The organism is Clostridium sp. AF23-6LB, assembly GCF_003461085.1.
GTDB classification, from domain to species: domain Bacteria; phylum Bacillota; class Clostridia; order Lachnospirales; family Lachnospiraceae; genus Coprococcus; species Coprococcus ammoniilyticus.
The window spans coordinates 481570-499175 of record NZ_QTWK01000002.1 but is presented as its reverse complement, the minus strand read 5'-3'; the positions used below and the strand labels follow the sequence as shown (position 1 = coordinate 499175).

Sequence of the window (17606 nt, the reverse complement as noted above, 5' to 3'; positions counted from 1 at the left end):
TCAACGACTTCATATCTGTAGGGCTGCGTTTTCTATTAATTAGCTGATGAATGAACCACCTGGCAGATTCTTCTCGGTTGTAAGAAGGGACAGATTGCCCTCTGCATCCTCTGCACACAGCAGCATACCTTCTGATACAACTCCTGCAAGCTTGCATGGCTTCAGGTTTACGATCGCAACAACGCGCTTTCCAACCATTTCTTCCGGTGAATAGGAGCCTTTAATTCCCGATACGATCTGTTTCACATTGTTCTCACCGAATTTAACCTGAGAACATAAAAGTTTTCTGGAATTCTGTACTTCCTCACATGCAATGATCTCGCCGATCATCAACTGCATCTTCTCAAATTCTTCGATCGTGATCTGCTGTTTATTCAGAACAGACGGATCATTGTTAAGTGCAGCGACCTTAGCTTCTGCCTGTTTCATTTTCTTCTTTTCTTCGGAATTCTCTTTTTCTTCCTTCTGCTTCTTTGCTTTCTCGTAGATAGTTTCTTCTACCGGAGGTGCAAACTTGGCAACTTCTGCCATAACTTCCTTTACGTCCAGTCTTGCGAACAGGATCTCAGGAGTTTCTGTTACCTTGTTTCCGGATGGATAAAGTCCGAATCTTCCAAGCTCTGTTACCTTTCTCTTTGCAGCATTTAACTGGTTCAGGATCTTAACAGAGGTATCCGGCATATATGGCTCCAGAAGGGACGCACCGATCACGATGCTCTCAACCAGATTATATAATACGGTATTCAGACGATCCTGCTTTGTTTCATCTTTTGCAAGTGCCCAAGGCATGGTCTCGTCGATATATTTGTTGCATCTCTTGAATAAGGTGAAGATCTCTGAGATTGCATCTGCAACCTTTAACTTATCCATGCATTCTGCGACCTTGATACGGCAGTTTAATACGACATTCTTCAGATCTTCATCTACTTCTTCTATTACTCCGGTATTCGTAACTACGCCGCCAAAGTATTTGTTTGACATAGAGATCGTACGATTTACCAGATTTCCAAGTGTGTTTGCAAGCTCGGAATTGATTCTTTCTACAACCAGCTCCCATGAAATGATTCCGTCATTCTCAAACGGCATCTCATGCAGAACGAAGAAACGGACTGCATCCACACCAAACAGGCGGACCATATCATCTGCATACATTACATTTCCCTTGGACTTACTCATCTTACCGTCATTCTGGATCAGCCATGGATGTCCGAAGATCTGCTTTGGAAGCGGTACTCCAAGCGCCATCAGCATGATCGGCCAGTAGATCGTATGGAATCTTAAGATATCTTTTCCGATCAGATGTAAGTCAGCAGGCCAGTATTTTTTATATAATTCATCGTTATTACCGTCTACATCGTATCCAAGACCTGTAATATAGTTTGATAATGCATCGATCCATACATAGATAACATGCTTGTCATCAAAATCAACCGGGATACCCCATTTAAAGGATGTTCTGGATACGCACAGATCCTGAAGTCCCGGCTTGATGAAGTTATTGATCATCTCGTTCTTTCTGGACTCCGGCTGAATAAAATCAGGATTCTGCTCAATGTGCTTCATCAGTCTGTCCTGATATTTGCTGAGTTTGAAGAAATATGCTTCCTCTTTTGCTTCCTGTACCGGTCTTCCGCAGTCCGGACATTTGCCGTCTACAAGCTGTGAATCTGTAAAGAAGGATTCACATGGAGTACAATATTTTCCTACATATTCTCCCTTATATATGTCACCCTGATCGTACAGCTTCTTAAAAATCTTCTGAACCTGTCTCTCATGGTCTGCATCTGTTGTTCTGATAAATTTGTCGTAAGATGTGTTCATCAGATCCCAGATATTCTTAATCTCGCCTGAAATCTCGTCAACGAATTCCTTTGGAGTCTGCATGTTCTCAAAAGCCTTATTCTCGATCTTCTGACCATGTTCATCGGTTCCGGTCTGGAATCTTACATCATATCCTGCGAATCTCTTGTACCTTGCAATGCTGTCAGCCAACACAATCTCGTAGGTGTTGCCTATATGAGGTTTACCTGATGCATATGCAATGGCGGTTGTAATATAATACGGTTTTTTTGCCATTTCAAAAACCCTCCTTGATAAAACTACAAACACGAATGAAATGTCTGCGCTATTTTTTCTGGCAATCTTATGTGCTCAGATAACAAAAATTATATGCCTTTTTTGTGCAAATTGTCAACAGATTCCATTTGTTTTTATACAGTTTTTGCAACCTTCATCTCTAAATAAAATTATGTCTTTTTTTTCGGATTTCTTTTATGCTATAGTATGTCCGAACAGTGCGATCATGTAATACCGCACGACACATCTGTGGATCTGCCGTCATCTGTTACTGTTTAAAATTATACTTTTATTATTGAGGTTATTCTGTCATGAAAAATTTTTTAACGAAAACACCTGTTGTTATCACACTTGCACTCATCTGCTGTGCCTTATGGGGAAGCGCCTTTCCCTGCATCAAGATCGGCTACCGGATGTTTTCAATCGGCGGAAATGATACCGCATCCCAGATTCTGTTCGCCGGCATCCGTTTTCTGCTCGCCGGACTTATGGTTATCCTTATCTGCAGCTTCATATATAAAAAGCCTTTGATCCCACATAACAGGACAACGGTCAAACGTATCTTTATCCTGTCATTGTTCCAGACTATCCTGCAATACGTCTTCTTTTACATCGGTTTGGCAAATACGACCGGAAGCAAGGCAGCGATCATTGAAGCGACAAACGTCTTTCTGGCGATTCTTGTATCGGGTCTGTTATTTAAAATGGAAAAGGTTACATCCAAAAAGATGCTTGGATGTCTGATTGGATTTATCGGAGTTGTTATCATCAATCTGGGAAATGGTGTAGACGCGCATTTCTCTCTCACCGGAGAAGGCTTCATCCTGTTATCAACAGTGGCTTATGCTTTCTCTTCAGTTATCATCAAATATTTTTCCGATAAGGAGAATCCGGTTCTGCTCAGCGGCTGGCAGTTCTTTGTCGGCGGCTTCGTGATGATCCTTTGCGGACTTGCCGGAGGCGGACATATCGCAGGAGACTCCGCTCCTGCTGTCCTGCTTCTGCTCTATATGGCGTTCATCTCGGCCTGCGCCTATACATTATGGAGTCTGCTGTTAGCGCACAACCCGGTATCCCGGATCGCCGTCTACGGCTTCTCGAATCCGGTCTTTGGCGTACTGTTATCAGCTCTGCTTCTGCATGAAACATCTGCCTTAAACATCCGCTGTCTGGTCGCACTTGTTCTTGTCTGTGCCGGCATCATCCTTGCAAATAAAGAAAAAGCCGTATAAAAATACCATCTTTCATTCAACAAAACCTTACACTAAAACTTTTATAATGCTATGTTCTGTCAAATAAAAGATGGTATTTTATAAATTTTTTTATAAATTTCTCACAACGCCGAATATCAGCGCCGCCATGATCAGTATATAGATTAAAACCGTGTCCGCTGAACCCAGCCGATATGCGTCTCCTTTTATGTAGTTCAAATCTCCCCTGACTATCAGATATATGATACATGGTCCTGCAATGTACAAAAACGGATTATAGGAAAAGGATGTCCGTATCTCTCCTTTTAATAAAGACAGGCATGCTCTGGTTATCCCACAACCGGGGCACTGCCATCCGGTCAGTGTCCGGAATATGCAGGGTACTGCCAGACCGGTCAGTCTGACAAATACCGCATACAGGATTCCTGCTAAAAGAATAATGCTATCCCGATATATAATCTTTCGGACACGATTTTTCTTTTCTTCCATATATGTTTCTTACTGTCCGTTATATGGGTTGTTATTATCATTTCCATTGCTGTATGGATTATTGCCGCTCTGGTTGTAACCACCATACTGCTGGCTCTGATCATAGCCACCATACTGCTGATTCTGGTTGTATCCGCCGTTATATGGCTGCTGATTCTGGTTGTAACCGCCGTACTGCTGGTTCTGATTATAGCCGTTATACTGCTGGTTCTGATATCCACCATTATATGGCTGGCCATATCCGTTCGTGCCGCTGTACTTATTAATCGCATCCTGTGCCAGTGCGTAGTCGATAATTCCAAGTCCAAATAACTGAAGAACTACAAACAGGATACCGCTGTTGCTGGATGGCATACCGCCTCTGCTCTTAATGATATCGACCTTTTCACCCATCTTGTAAGCCCAGTACCATCCATAAATACCACAGGTAACAAGTGTAAGCAGCAGTGCCATTCCGCCACCTGCCAGTTCATTCTCACCCGACATCTCATTTGTATCGTCTGTAATACATACAAACCAGTAAAGTCCATAAATACCACAGGTAACGATCGTCAATAAGATACACATACCAATACTTCTTTGTTTCATACTTTCCTCCTTGCCGATGCTCCTTCCGCATCTCTGATTTCATATAATAAAAAGTATAAAATATTTATAAACTGCTGTCAATGAAGTCTGTACCAAAATATTGCTTATTCTGCTATATTTATGCATAATGTACCAGTATCTATCTGTTATCGTCCTGTATGTTTGCAAAATAAATACAAAAAAATTGAAAAAAAATACATATCGTGATACAATTTGTTTTTCCGTTATTATTTCAATAACAATATTATAAATATGCCCTGCTTCTCTATTTTATGTTATATGAATATATGCAATTTTTCTGTATAATTTATGCATATATGCGAAGCAGTGACGGATACATACTATTTTAAAGAAGAGGTGTCAGTTATGAAAAACATGTTAAACTTCAAGGAATTCACAGCAGATGAGCTGATGGATATCCTGAACCTTGCTCTGGATATGAAGAAGAATCCGGAGAAGTACAGCGAATCCTTAAAAGGAAAGAAACTTTATACTTTATTTGAAAAGACATCAACTAGAACCTTTCTTTCATTTGCAACCGGCATTACCGAGTTAGGTGGTACCTACTACAACCAGTTATGGAAGGACTCCAACTTTGTACTCGGCGAGCCTGTTTCCGAGATCAAATATGTCTGCCGTAATGTTGATATCATCATGGCACGTCTGATCAAAAATGAAACTGTTGAATTATTTGGCAAGAATGCTACGGTTCCATTTATCAACGGCTGTGATAATTCCTACCATCCATGCCAGATCCTTGCAGATGCCCTCACGATCCTTGAGAAGTTTGGAACTCTGGATGTCAATCTGATGTACATCGGTGCAAAGAACAATGTATTTAACTCCCATGTTGAATTCTTCTCCAAGATGAAGAAGGGTACGTTATACGGACTGACTCCACTTGTAAATGAGACAGCCTGTGGTCCTGATTTCTATGAAGAAGCAAAGAAAAGCGGCCATTATATCGAGCTTGATCCTGCCATGTCCATGGAAGAAGCAAAGGAATATGCAAATAAGATGGATGTCCTCTACACAGATACATGGGTAGATATGGAATTCTTCAACAATCCTGCTTACCAAAAGCAGAAGGAAGAAACCCTTGCAAAGATGATGCCTTACCAGTTAAACGGCGACTTCACAAAAGACAGCAAAGCGATCGTATTCCACGATATGCCAATGCATGTCGGCTTCGAAATCTCTCAGGATGTCGTAGATAAGAACCTCGATCACATCCTAGACGAGGCAGAAAACCGTCGTCATGCTGAAAAGGCCGTAATGTACACACTCTTAAATTCATAAAACCATGGAATGTTGATAACCGCCTGTGGCGATATAACAGTATGCCCCCCGGCGGTTATTTACATTCCATGGTTTTACCGGAAAAACCGGTTGCATGGCATTCAGGCAGGTGCTATAATCGGGGATAGCAAATTTGTAAGGAGGCCGCCATGAAACATCTGATAGACCCAATGGATTTAAGTTTGGAAGAGCTCGATCACATTTTAAATCTTGCTCAGGATATTATTGATCATAAAGAAAAATACAGTGAGTTATGCAAAGGCAAAAAGCTCGCTACTTTATTTTTTGAACCAAGTACAAGAACTCGTTTAAGTTTTGAAGCCGCCATGATGGAATTAGGTGGTAATGTACTTGGTTTTTCTTCTGCCAGTTCATCATCCTCATCTAAGGGTGAAAGCGTTGGTGACACAGTAAAGGTTGTAAGCTGTTATGCAGATATCATAGCCATGCGCCATTTTAAGGAAGGTGCTCCGATGCTTGCATCCATGAAATCCGATGTACCGATCATTAATGCAGGTGACGGTGGACATAACCACCCAACACAGACACTGGCTGATCTTTTAACGATCAAACGTGAAAAAGGAAGACTGGACAACCTTGTGATCGGCTTCTGCGGAGATCTGATGTTTGGACGTACCGTTCATTCTCTGATCAAAGCAATGTCCCGTTATGAAAATATCAGTTTTGTGCTTATTTCACCGGATGAATTAAAAATTCCTGATTATATCCGCACAGAAGTGATCGAGAAGAATAATATACCTTATAAGGAAGTTTCATCTATGGAGGATGTGATCGGAGAACTGGATATCCTCTATATGACAAGAGTACAGAGAGAACGTTTCTTCAACGAAGCAGACTACATACGATTAAAGGATACCTACATACTGGATAACAGTAAGATGGCACTTGCCCGTCCGGACATGTGTGTCCTGCATCCGCTGCCACGGGTAAATGAGATTGCTGTTGAAGTGGATGACGATCCAAGAGCATGTTATTTCCGTCAGGTATTAAATGGTAAATATGTCCGTATGGCATTAATTGCCACACTGCTTGGTTTAGCATAGGAGGTACAAACAGATGAACATAGACAGTATTCAAAATGGTATCGTACTTGATCACATTGCTGCAGGCAAGGCACTCCAGATCTATAATGACCTGCATCTCGACAAGCTGGACTGCTCCGTAGCAATTATCAAAAATGTCAAAAGCCAGAAAATGGGTAAAAAGGATATCTTAAAGATAGATCAGGATATCGACATCAACCTTGATGTCCTTGGATATATCGATCCGGATATCTCCGTTAATATTATCCGTGACGGAAAACTGGTGGAAAAGAAAAATATTGAGCTTCCGGAACGTCTGGTAGGTATCAAGAAATGTACCAATCCGCGCTGTATAACCTCAACCGAACAGGGAATCCAGCATATCTTTAAGCTTACAGACAGAGCACACCGGATTTATCGTTGTATTTACTGCGAAGCAGATAAATAATTTTACTTGCTATTTACTTTTCGCAAAAATATGCTATAATCTAGAAGTTATCTGTGCGGTAAAGTATCGAAAAAACGACAGAAATTTTAACCGGACTTTTTAAATATGTTTATAAATATTTAGAGGTGCAATATGGAACAATATGTGATCAAAGGCGGTCAGCCTCTTGAAGGAGAGGTAACTATTGCAGGTGCAAAGAACGCAGCTCTCGGAATCCTTGCTGCTGCTGTAATGACCGATCAGGAAGTTATAATAGAAAATGTACCAAATGTAAGAGATACCCGTGTCCTTCTTCAGGCAATTCAGGGTATTGGTGCGACAGTACGCTACATAGACGAACATACCGTATCCATCTGTGGCGCCGCTATCAATCCAAACAGTGATCTGTGCGTAGATGATGAATTCATCCGTAAGATTCGTGCATCTTACTATCTGTTAGGTGCATTACTTGGAAAATACAAGCACTCTCAGGTTGCATTACCTGGTGGCTGTGATATTGGTGCAAGACCGATCAATCTTCATATAAAAGGATTTGAAGCACTTGGTGCACAGGTTGATATTACAAATGGAACCATCTCCACTTATGCCGAAGAACTGATTGGAAGCCATATTTATATGGATGTTGCATCCGTTGGTGCAACGATCAATATTATGATGGCTGCAGTTCTCGCTGAAGGTAAAACCACCATTGAAAACGCAGCAAAAGAACCACATATTGTCGATGTTGCCAACTTCTTAAACAGTATGGGCGCAAATATCAAAGGTGCAGGAACTGATGTCATCCGTATCCGTGGTGTTAAAGAACTTCATGGTACTACTTATTCCATCATTCCGGATCAGATCGAAGCCGGTACATTTATGGTAGCCGCTGCTGCAACAAAAGGTGATATACTGATCAAGAATGTAATTCCAAAACATCTGGAAGCTATCACCTCCAAGTTGAACGAGATCGGTGCTCATGTAATTGAATATGATGACTCTGTAAGGGTTATGTCTGATAAACGTTTGAAACCAACCAATATCAAAACACTTCCTTATCCGGGATTTCCAACGGATATGCAGCCGCAGATGGCTGTAACACTGGCACTTTCAAACGGAACCAGTATTGTAACAGAAAGCATATTTGAGAATCGATTCAAATATGTTGCCGAGCTTGCCAGAATGGGCGCTCACATCCGGGTAGAAGGCAATACCGCTATCATTGATGGTGTAGAATCCTTCTCTGGTGCAAATGTAGCTGCTCCGGATCTTCGTGCCGGTGCTGCTCTTGTGATTGCTGCATTAGTTGCAGATGATTTTTCCGTTATATCAGATATTAAGTATATCCAGCGTGGATATGAGAAATTTGATGAAAAGATCCGTGGTCTGGGCGGAAAGATCGAAAAAGTTGATACTGACAAAGATATTCAGAAATTTAAATTAAAAATCGGATAAATATACACATGAAAAAAGAGATGCCTGCTCCACTATATCGGTCAGCATCTCTTTTTATTTTCAAATCAACAATCACATTTTCGCAACCAAATATTTTTGGCCTGTCCCGCTGTCCTATTTTCTATTCCAACCTATATGTTCTATATTGTACGCACATCCAATTTTTTCTGTGAAATCACTAATTTTTTGACGAAAAAGGGGTTTGTTTTTTCTGAGATTATGGTAAACTAAAATCAGTATTGTATTTTTTAGGTTTATATATTTTTATCACAAAAATCGAATCGTGCATTTATATACAAAGGAGAGCATCATATGAATAACAAACGGCTAAGTAACAGACCATACCGATCCGCCATACTGGCGATCGCAGCACTTATCTGCTGTCTTGTGGTCTGTCTTTTCATGAACAGCGGACTTTCTGATGCCGCAGGAAAATCCGGTCATATCAAAGATGGAGTAACGAATGTTTATTTCCGTGATGCCCCCGGCGGCAATCCTGTAACGGATCACGGCAGTAACATTATGTTAAATGGGGGTCACAAGCTTACAATCCTGAACACCTCAAACAGCTCCTGGTATAAAGTATCCCTTGTTTATAACAAGACAACCTATACCGGCTACGTATCCGCTTCATATGTCACTATCGACAAAACAGACTCTTCTGATAAAAACAATACAACAGCAACGACAGAATCCTCAGGGAAAAAATCCGACAAAGATTTTGAATCCTATATGAATGATCAGGGATTTCCGGAAAGCTATAAGGCACAGCTCCGGGAACTGCATGAGGCTCATCCATCCTGGACTTTTAAAGCTGTCCAGACAGGAATCGACTGGGATGATCTTGTAGATAATGAACGAAACAAATCCGGTCAGATCAAAAATCTTGTTCAGGGAACCAGCAGTTATCCACGCTACAACTGGCGTTCCACGACGATCGGTTACAACATCAAAACCGATACATGGGCATCCTTTGATGGTAACTGCTGGTATGCCGCATCGGATAAACTGGTCTCCTATTATCTGGATCCCCGTGTTTATCTGTATGAACGGTTCGTATTTGCATTTGAGAATCTCTCTTATGAAGATTCTCAGTCCAAATCCGGCGTGGAATCCATTTTGAACGGAACCTTTATGTACAAATCCAAGCCATCCGGTTCCAACAGTACATATTCCGAACTGATCATCAAAGCCGGAAAGGCAGTCGGTGTCAGCCCATACCACATTGCCTCCCGAATCAAACAGGAGGTTGGCTCATCACTCAGTTCTGCCACAAATGGAAAGCATTCCGTATATCCGGGGATCTATAATTTCTATAACATCGGCGGTTTCGACAGCGTAACCGGAAACGCCGTTACAAATGCACTTAAATGGGCATCCTCCGGTTCTACCTACGGAAGACCATGGAACACCGTATACAAATCCATCTATGGCGGTGCTCAATACATTGGAAATAATTACATTCTGCAGAAGCAGAATACTTTGTATACACAGAAATTCAATGTCACAAATACCTCTGCCTTATACTCCCATCAGTATATGACTAATGTGCAGGCAGTTTCCTCTGAAGCCTCTAAGGTATACGATGCCTACAGTGGTGCAGGCACACTGAACAATTCAATCACATTCTGTATCCCGGTATACAAAAATATGCCGGATACCATGGTCAGCAAACCGGCAGACAGCGGCAATCCAAACAACTATCTCAAATCACTGAGTATTGATAACTATTCCCTGACACCAACATTTGCAGTCAATACAACAACCAAGTATTCCCTGATCGTATCAGAGAAAACAAGTTCTGTTACGATTTCTGCAAGTCCGGTCAACAAAAACGCTTCCGTATCCGGAACAGGAAAAGTCAGTCTGTCAAAGGGTACGAATACAGTAAAAATTACGGTAAAAGCCCAAAGCGGCGCAAAACGTACTTATACATTAACGATCGTCCGTGGTAAATCTTCCGGTAATTCCGGCTCAGATCCTGAATTTGACGGTAACTATACTGTATCCGACGGAACCATAACCGGCGTAGCAGTATCAACCACCGTATCTGCATTTGTCTCCAATCTTGGATGTACAAACGGAACTGTCAGTGTAAGGACTTCATCCGGTGAAGAAAAGACATCCGACCGTATCGGTACCGGTGACATTGTAAAAATAACTGTTTCGGGCAATACCAGCACCTATACCGTTATTATTTTCGGTGATGTAAATGGTGACGGAATTATCAATGCACTGGATCTGTTAAAGATACAGAAGCATATTATCGGTGCTTCTACCTTAAAGGATCCATACCTGAAAGCCGCAAATATCAAACGAAGTGGTATGTTATCTGCTCTCGATCTGTTAAAAGTCCAGAAATATCTGATGGGCGCAGCACAGATCATGCAGCAGTAAATGAATAGATGATAAAATACAGGAGATATATAAAATGAAAACAAGAAAAAAATTAGCAGCATTATGTATGATCTTGGTTCTGGGATTAAGCTGTCTGGTATACGGAAACAGCATACACTCCTATGCAGCATCTACCCAGTTCTCGATCTCGCTTTCATCCTCATCCATTCAAAAGGGTGGTTCGGTTACAGTAACCGTATCGATCAGTTGTTCTGAAGCACTGGGCGCTTACAGCTATTGTCTGTCCTATGATTCCTCCTTACTGGAATATCAGTCCGGCGATGGCTATGGCGGAGGTGGAACCGTATCCTGTGCCGGATATGGCGATGGAAATATTACTTCTGCTTCCAACAGCTTTACATTTTCTGCTATAAATACAGGATCTGCCTATGTCAGTACGGGAAGCTCCGATGTCTATACATGGGGCGAAGAACATGCCGGAGCATCAGATGCAGGTGCTACGATCACAATAACAGCCGCTGGCGGCAACAGTACAACAGAAGCAACGACCAGCGAACCAAATACAACAGACACCCCGGCTACAACAGAAACAAATTCTTCCGAATCTACAACAGAAGATACGACAGACACTTCTTCCGAGGACACAACGGAAGATACCACAGAGGAAATGTCTGATAACTGTTATCTGTCTTCGATCCAGATCACACCAGGTGAATTAAAGCCTGAATTTGCAAAAGATACATATACTTATGAGACAACCGTTCCCGGAGATACCACAAGCCTTGTGATCAATGCGATCCCGGAAGACAGCAAATCATCCGTTTCCATTACCGGAAATGAAGATTTTGAACCGGGAAAGACCTCTCATATCTCTATCAAGGTTACTGCGGAAACCGGCGATAATCATATCTACGACATTGCGGTTAATGTGGAAGAACTGGTAGATACAAGAGCGATCATCCAGATTGATGGAAAAGATTATTATTTTACAGAAGATTACAGCAAGCTTACTATTCCTGAAGGATTTGCCGAAATAAAAGAGAAATATAATGATACCGAAATCATTCTCTATCAGTCTCCAAACGGACTGGTTAAATGTGCTTATCTGACAGATAAGGACAGCAAAAACGGAGCATGGTATATCATTGATACTACCGCAAAATCTGCGGTTCCATTTATCAATGTTGCATCTGCTTACAAAAGCTTTATCATTCTGACAGCCGGCGAAGACGTTACAGTGCCGTCGGGTTACACGGCTTTCACCTATAAGTTTAACAAAAATTCCGTAACCGCCTATCACAAATATGAAGATGATACGATCCTCGTAGTATATGCCATGAGTCCGGACGGTGAACCTGGATGGTTCTACTATGATACCGTTGAGAAAACATTTACCCGATTTGTCGCTTCAGCAGTTCCAACAGAAGCAGTCACGACTGCTTCTGCGACAGATGCCAACAATGGTTCTTTCTTTGATCAGCACAAGGACAAGGTTATCACTATATGCATCATCGTGATCGTAGTTATGTTCTTCCTGATCATTATCCTCGGAATTATGCTGATCCGGGTGATCAAGCAGGGACTTCCTGACGATGATCCTGACGATGATCCTGATGGTGATGCAAGCAACGGTTCCGATAACGATACCGACGACAATGCAGGCAATGATTCCGATAACGATACCGCTGACAACGCAGGCAATGGTCCTGATAACAATACAAGCGGCGATGCCGAAAACGTTCCCGACAATACCAGCAATAATGCTGCCGATGATACACCAGACAACACAGATCACAACACAGGCAATGATACAGGTATCGATACTGATAATACCTCGGATGATACTGCTTCTGCAAATGATACAAAGTCAGAAGATACGATAGCCGCTGCTGTTGTTCTGGACGAAACGCCAGCAGAAAATGCCGATGATACAAACAACCAAAAGCCTGCGGACATTCCGGTAACAGATGGCATGACAGAGCTTACTGCTAAGCCATCCGTAAAAGCTGAAGATGTCACTTCCACCAGATTAAGCAGCGAAACTAAAAAAGCAAAGGAAGAAAAAGAAGCAACTCCGGCAGATAAAATCATCAAAAAGGCGGCTCAGTACTCTTCCATGAATACGGCTGACCTGTCAGAGGTATTCAATATGGCAGAAGCGATCGTGAATCACGAAGAGCCAAAGAAAAACACCGGCTCCTTGCAGTTTAAGCCGATCAAGCAGAATGTACCGGATAGTAAAGAAGAAAAATAAGACCTGACGAGAACTGTTACTTTCTGAGTAAGGTTTCTAATCAAGTTTGCATATTATTTGTTACATTAAAACTGTTCATTGTGTACATTATTTTATGCAAATATAAAAAAGCCTGTCGAGAGTTTGCAGCATCTGAATAAGGTTTCATAATCCATAGTGCAGCCGACTGAGTTTCATTCAATTTTGTGCCATGTCGTCGCCGCAAAAGTTTTTATTGCGGCAGAGACATGTGCATATAAAATTGAGTGAAACAAAGGCAGGCAAACGTGATTATAAACCTTATTCAAAAGTTGCAAGCCCTCAACAGGCTTTTTATCTATACCTCTTATAAATATGCCTTCAACATATCAACTTTGTCGAGTCTCTCCCATGGAAGGTCGAGGTCAGTTCTTCCGAAGTGTCCATATGCTGCTGTCTGCTTGTAGATTGGTCTTCTGAGGTCAAGCATCTTGATGATTCCGGCTGGGCGAAGATCAAAATGCTCACGGATGATCTCAACCAGCTTCTCATCGGATACCTTTCCTGTTCCGAATGTGTCTACCATGATAGATGTAGGTCTGGCAACACCGATCGCATAAGACAACTGGATCTCACATTTATCAGCAAGTCCTGCCGCTACAATGTTCTTTGCTACATATCTTGCTGCATACGCTGCGGAACGGTCAACCTTTGTACAATCCTTTCCTGAGAAAGCACCGCCGCCGTGACGGGCATATCCACCATAAGTGTCTACGATGATCTTACGTCCTGTAAGTCCACTGTCACCATTTGGTCCGCCGATAACGAATCTTCCGGTTGGATTGATAAAGAACTTGGTATCTTCATCTACCATATCAGCAGGAAGAACCGGATCAAATACATACTTCTTGATATCTTCATGGATCTGTTCCTGTGATACTTCCTCGCCATGCTGAGTTGAGAGAACTACCGCATCGAGTCTCTTTGCTTTTCCATTCTCATCATACTCTACTGTTACCTGAGTCTTACCGTCTGGTCTGAGATATGGAAGTGTTCCATTCTTTCTTACTTCTGTCAGTTTTCTTGCAAGCTTATGTGCAAGTGCGATCGGATATGGCATATATTCCGGTGTTTCATTTGTTGCAAATCCAAACATCATACCCTGATCTCCGGCGCCAATTGCTTCGATATCATCATCGCTCATCAGATGCTCTTTTGCTTCTAATGCCTTATCAACACCCATTGCAATATCTGCTGACTGCTCATCAATTGCTGTGATAACACCACAGGTATCACAGTCAAATCCGTATTTTGCTCTGTCGTATCCAATCTCACGGATCGTCTCACGAACGATCTTCTGAATGTCTACATATGCTTTTGTTGTAATCTCACCCATTACAAGTACAAGACCTGTTGTGATCGATGTCTCGCAGGCAACACGGCTCATTGGATCCTGCTCCATCAATGCATCCAATACTGCATCGGAAATCTGGTCACAGATTTTATCCGGATGACCTTCTGTTACTGATTCTGATGTGAATAATAATTTTTCCATCATTTCCTCCTTGTATAAATACTATCTATAGTTACTGCCATGCGTATTCGTTCACATAGCTTTTGATTTTTCTTTTTTCAGATAAGTTATCCCCACCTGGTTTTATGCAAAAGAAAAATCCGCTCTGAGCGGATTGATAAAATCAAACCTCTCATTGTTCGACGTCTGCATATCACAGACTCGCTCAGGAAGGCACCTTCCATACAGGTCTTTCTTTCACCTGTTCCGGGGTTGCCATGGCTTCATAGTCCCTTATGACTCCACCATTCTGAATAAGAGCATTTATAAATATTTATTTGTATTCAAACTGCAATGCAGTTCTGAAACAGCTATACTCTAACTGATATATTTCCATAAGTCAATAGGTAATTTCTGTTTTGCGACAAAAAATCATTAAAGCTATCCTATAAAACCGCCTTGCTGAGCAGGTATAAGATGAGCAAATGTGCCGGATAGAACACATAAAATGTATATTTAAGAACTTTATTCTTCCGACCATACTCTCCGTTGTACAGACTGATCGGCAGGATTGCCAAAACTGCATAGAGCTGCCTTATTCCGTAAAACAGGAAATACAGCACTGCCGATACGATTGCAAACCCCATATTCTGACGCAGCTTCCAGCCAAACGGATAATGTCCGGTCACAAGACCGGCATTTCTGAATACTTGTTCCGCCGTGTCATCCTTGGCCGAATAATAAATTAATACGATCAGAAGAATGCCCGCCATTCCATAATCAAAATGCAGAGCCTCTGAAACTACCATAATGACAACAATTCCGATGACTGCGCCCATCTGATTCCATTTTGCGACTTTTCCAAGATAAAGCACAACCAGCCCCGCCGCAAGTGTAAAGAAAATATTCTGCTTCTGCAGATCAAATACCTGTCCGGTCGATGCCAGATCAAATGGAACTTCCGAAATCAGCGCAAACAAAAAAAGCCGGATAAAATATTTTCTGATATCCGACGTATGCCTGTACCCTTCTACCAACAGGAATGCGAATATAGGAAATGCGAGCCGTCCTACAGCCCGCATTATCCAGTTATTATTCATTAGAACAAGTCCTACATGGTCACATAACATAAATATGCATGCCAGAAGCTTTAACTGATTTGAAGTTATCCCTGTCTCTGTCCTTTTATCCATGTTTTCCTTAAATTCTCTTACGAAGTGCCTTTGACAACCGATCCAGTTCCTCATTGTCTGACTGACCCGGAACCCATGTAACTGTAACCGTATCCTTAATGAATCTTGGCACAAGATGCATGTGAAAATGGAATACTGTCTGTCCTGCAGCAGCGCCATTGTTCTGAATAATGTTCAGTCCGTCAGGATTTAATTCCGCTTTCTGAGCCTTGGCAACCTCTGTCGCAATCGTAAAGATCTTTGAAGCAGTATCCGCGTCCATGCTATATATATCATCATAATGTTCTTTTGGTATAATTAAAGCATGACCTTTATTTGCAGGATTTACATCAAGTATTACTCTACATATGCTGTCTTCATAAACTGTTGCTGATGGTATCTCACCATTTGCAATCTTGCAAAAAATGCAATCGTCCTTACCCATAAAAGTTTCCTCCTTAATTGCTTTTTCCATTTTACTCCATTATGTGATATTTTACAAGCTTTATGTGGTTTGGAAGGTTGCATAAGCCTTCAGATCTTCCTCAACCCGTTGTTTGATTTCGTTTATAATCTCCTGACATTGTTTTTTCTTCATTCCTGCCTGCACTCCTACTGTCAAAAGCTCCGTTTCTTCCGGATCTTGTCCATTTCCATCAACAGATGTTGTATGCTCACCATAATAGGTTGTGCTATACGTCAGATCATATGCCGGACTCAATCTCCATGTTTCTGATTCAGTATCATATACAAACGAAAAATTCTTTGAATGATCATCCCTGTTATGTGCAAATACATTAAAACACATTCTGCGAAACATATTTTCAACATCCATTTTATTATCTCGCGTCATTATTCTTGTTAATTTCATCAGGTCATGGTAGTCCAGACTTGGCTGGTTAAAATCAAGTTCTAACAACGCTGCCGCCGTTGCCATATGAACCTTGCTCCCATCCGTTTTTCTATTAAATCTCCGGGTTCCAAAGTATCCTGCATGTCGCTGCGATGGAAACAACCTTGTCTCACTCATAACGATTCCACATTTTTTTGCACAGACCGAATAATCATATTCCATTTGTCCAATATCTGCCCTGTCAACATGTGCTGGAAATTTTATGATCCAATCTTCCCCACGCATCTGGAAGACTATCTGCAAATATTCCAAACAGCCCGCCGAAATAATCTTTTTTCAGCACAAATACCTGCTTTTTCAGCGGCAGCGAAAAAGGGCTGATTGAAAATCCATCTTCCAGCCATTCATCACTATATTCAAAAGCAGCTTTTCGGTCTGCTGTTAACACCATCGTTCCCACCAAACGATCCTCATAGCAAACCTGAAGCATCCTATCTTCTATTTGTCTCATTCATAACCTCCTGAATATCCTTGTACGGAACCCGTGTAAACAATTCCCGAAGCTCATCTGCTATATCCAGTGCAACCGCAATCCGCGTCAATCCCAACAGAGAGATCTGTCCGGTTTGCTCAAATCGTTTGATTGATCCATAGCTTACGCCACTTTGTTCCGCTAACTGCTGCTGTGACAACGATCTACGCTTTCGTATATTGCGAACTCTTTCTGCCAATTTCTTATCTAATTCATCCGGTGTCTCCCATACAAAAGGTTCCATGTATCTTTACCCCGCAAATTATTTATATAGATAATATTTTATCTATATATCCGTCATTTTTATTATAATTGATAATATATTATCCATATTTATTATATACTATTATCTTATCACTTTCAATTTATCTTTATTCA

General features: G+C 41.5%; 16 protein-coding genes and 1 riboswitch. Of the genes, 7 read left to right on the top strand and 9 right to left on the bottom strand.

Translation table 11 applies throughout. The annotated features are described in order from the left end of the window. Positions 1-39: 39 nt before the first annotated feature. Positions 40-2076, bottom strand: coding sequence for a methionine--tRNA ligase (gene metG, locus DWY07_RS06660; protein ID WP_117808559.1), 2037 nt, complete (start codon positions 2074-2076; stop codon positions 40-42). A 311-nt stretch (positions 2077-2387) separates the two neighbouring features. Here metG and DWY07_RS06655 point away from each other — a divergent pair, with 311 nt between their 5' ends. Further along, the gene (locus DWY07_RS06655) at positions 2388-3308 is read left to right on the top strand and encodes a DMT family transporter (RefSeq protein ID WP_117808558.1); all 921 of its coding nucleotides are present in this window, start codon (positions 2388-2390) and stop codon (positions 3306-3308) included. A 90-nt stretch (positions 3309-3398) separates the two neighbouring features. Here DWY07_RS06655 and DWY07_RS06650 read toward each other — a convergent pair whose 3' ends face one another. Together DWY07_RS06650 and DWY07_RS06645 are read right to left on the bottom strand one after the other, a co-directional pair. Beyond that, on the bottom strand, positions 3399-3776 hold the full coding sequence (locus tag DWY07_RS06650; RefSeq protein ID WP_117808557.1) for a DUF2752 domain-containing protein: 378 nt from the start codon (positions 3774-3776) through the stop codon (positions 3399-3401). 9 nt (positions 3777-3785) lie between these two features. Continuing rightward, positions 3786-4364, bottom strand: coding sequence for a DUF4234 domain-containing protein (locus tag DWY07_RS06645; RefSeq protein WP_117808556.1), 579 nt, complete (start codon positions 4362-4364; stop codon positions 3786-3788). Between the two features lie 366 nt (positions 4365-4730). On the opposite strand from DWY07_RS06645, the gene DWY07_RS06640 reads away from it, so the two are divergent. From DWY07_RS06640 to DWY07_RS06615, 6 genes are all read left to right on the top strand, one after another. Continuing rightward, the gene (locus tag DWY07_RS06640; RefSeq protein WP_021944020.1) at positions 4731-5663 is read left to right on the top strand and encodes an ornithine carbamoyltransferase; all 933 of its coding nucleotides are present in this window, start codon (positions 4731-4733) and stop codon (positions 5661-5663) included. Between the two features lie 149 nt (positions 5664-5812). Next, on the top strand, positions 5813-6727 hold the full coding sequence (gene pyrB / locus DWY07_RS06635) for an aspartate carbamoyltransferase (protein WP_117808555.1): 915 nt from the start codon (positions 5813-5815) through the stop codon (positions 6725-6727). A gap of 13 nt (positions 6728-6740) precedes the next feature. Continuing rightward, entirely contained in the window at positions 6741-7154 is a 414-nt protein-coding gene (locus tag DWY07_RS06630) for an aspartate carbamoyltransferase regulatory subunit (RefSeq protein WP_008400467.1), read from the top strand. Between the two features lie 132 nt (positions 7155-7286). Continuing rightward, entirely contained in the window at positions 7287-8588 is a 1302-nt protein-coding gene (locus DWY07_RS06625) for a UDP-N-acetylglucosamine 1-carboxyvinyltransferase (protein WP_021944022.1), read from the top strand. 312 nt (positions 8589-8900) lie between these two features. Continuing rightward, a complete protein-coding gene (locus DWY07_RS06620) occupies positions 8901-10985 on the top strand; it encodes a dockerin type I domain-containing protein (protein WP_117822527.1) in 2085 nt (694 codons plus the stop codon). Positions 10986-11019: 34 nt separating this feature from the next. Continuing rightward, positions 11020-13200 (top strand): cadherin-like beta sandwich domain-containing protein, encoded by a 2181-nt coding sequence (locus DWY07_RS06615; protein ID WP_117822526.1) that lies wholly within the window; start codon positions 11020-11022, stop codon positions 13198-13200. 325 nt (positions 13201-13525) lie between these two features. Here the strand turns inward: DWY07_RS06615 and metK are convergent, their stop codons facing one another. From metK to DWY07_RS06590, 6 genes are all read right to left on the bottom strand, one after another. Beyond that, positions 13526-14713: a methionine adenosyltransferase gene (metK, locus tag DWY07_RS06610; RefSeq protein ID WP_117808553.1), complete on the bottom strand. Its 1188-nt coding sequence runs from the start codon at positions 14711-14713 to the stop codon at positions 13526-13528. A gap of 148 nt (positions 14714-14861) precedes the next feature. After that, positions 14862-14992: riboswitch (SAM riboswitch) on the bottom strand. 125 nt (positions 14993-15117) lie between these two features. Continuing rightward, entirely contained in the window at positions 15118-15864 is a 747-nt protein-coding gene (locus DWY07_RS06605; protein WP_117822525.1) for a TraX family protein, read from the bottom strand. Positions 15865-15871: 7 nt separating this feature from the next. After that, a complete protein-coding gene (locus tag DWY07_RS06600; RefSeq protein ID WP_021944027.1) occupies positions 15872-16288 on the bottom strand; it encodes an HIT family protein in 417 nt (138 codons plus the stop codon). Positions 16289-16348: 60 nt separating this feature from the next. Then, positions 16349-16981: a HipA domain-containing protein gene (locus DWY07_RS06595; RefSeq protein WP_347465279.1), complete on the bottom strand. Its 633-nt coding sequence runs from the start codon at positions 16979-16981 to the stop codon at positions 16349-16351. Beyond that, positions 16938-17207, bottom strand: coding sequence for a HipA N-terminal domain-containing protein (locus DWY07_RS13580; RefSeq protein WP_347465277.1), 270 nt, complete (start codon positions 17205-17207; stop codon positions 16938-16940). Before DWY07_RS13580 ends, DWY07_RS06595 begins: the two co-directional genes overlap by 44 nt. Further along, on the bottom strand, positions 17188-17472 hold the full coding sequence (locus DWY07_RS06590) for a helix-turn-helix domain-containing protein (RefSeq protein WP_021944029.1): 285 nt from the start codon (positions 17470-17472) through the stop codon (positions 17188-17190). Before DWY07_RS06590 ends, DWY07_RS13580 begins: the two co-directional genes overlap by 20 nt. Positions 17473-17606 lie beyond the last annotated feature (134 nt).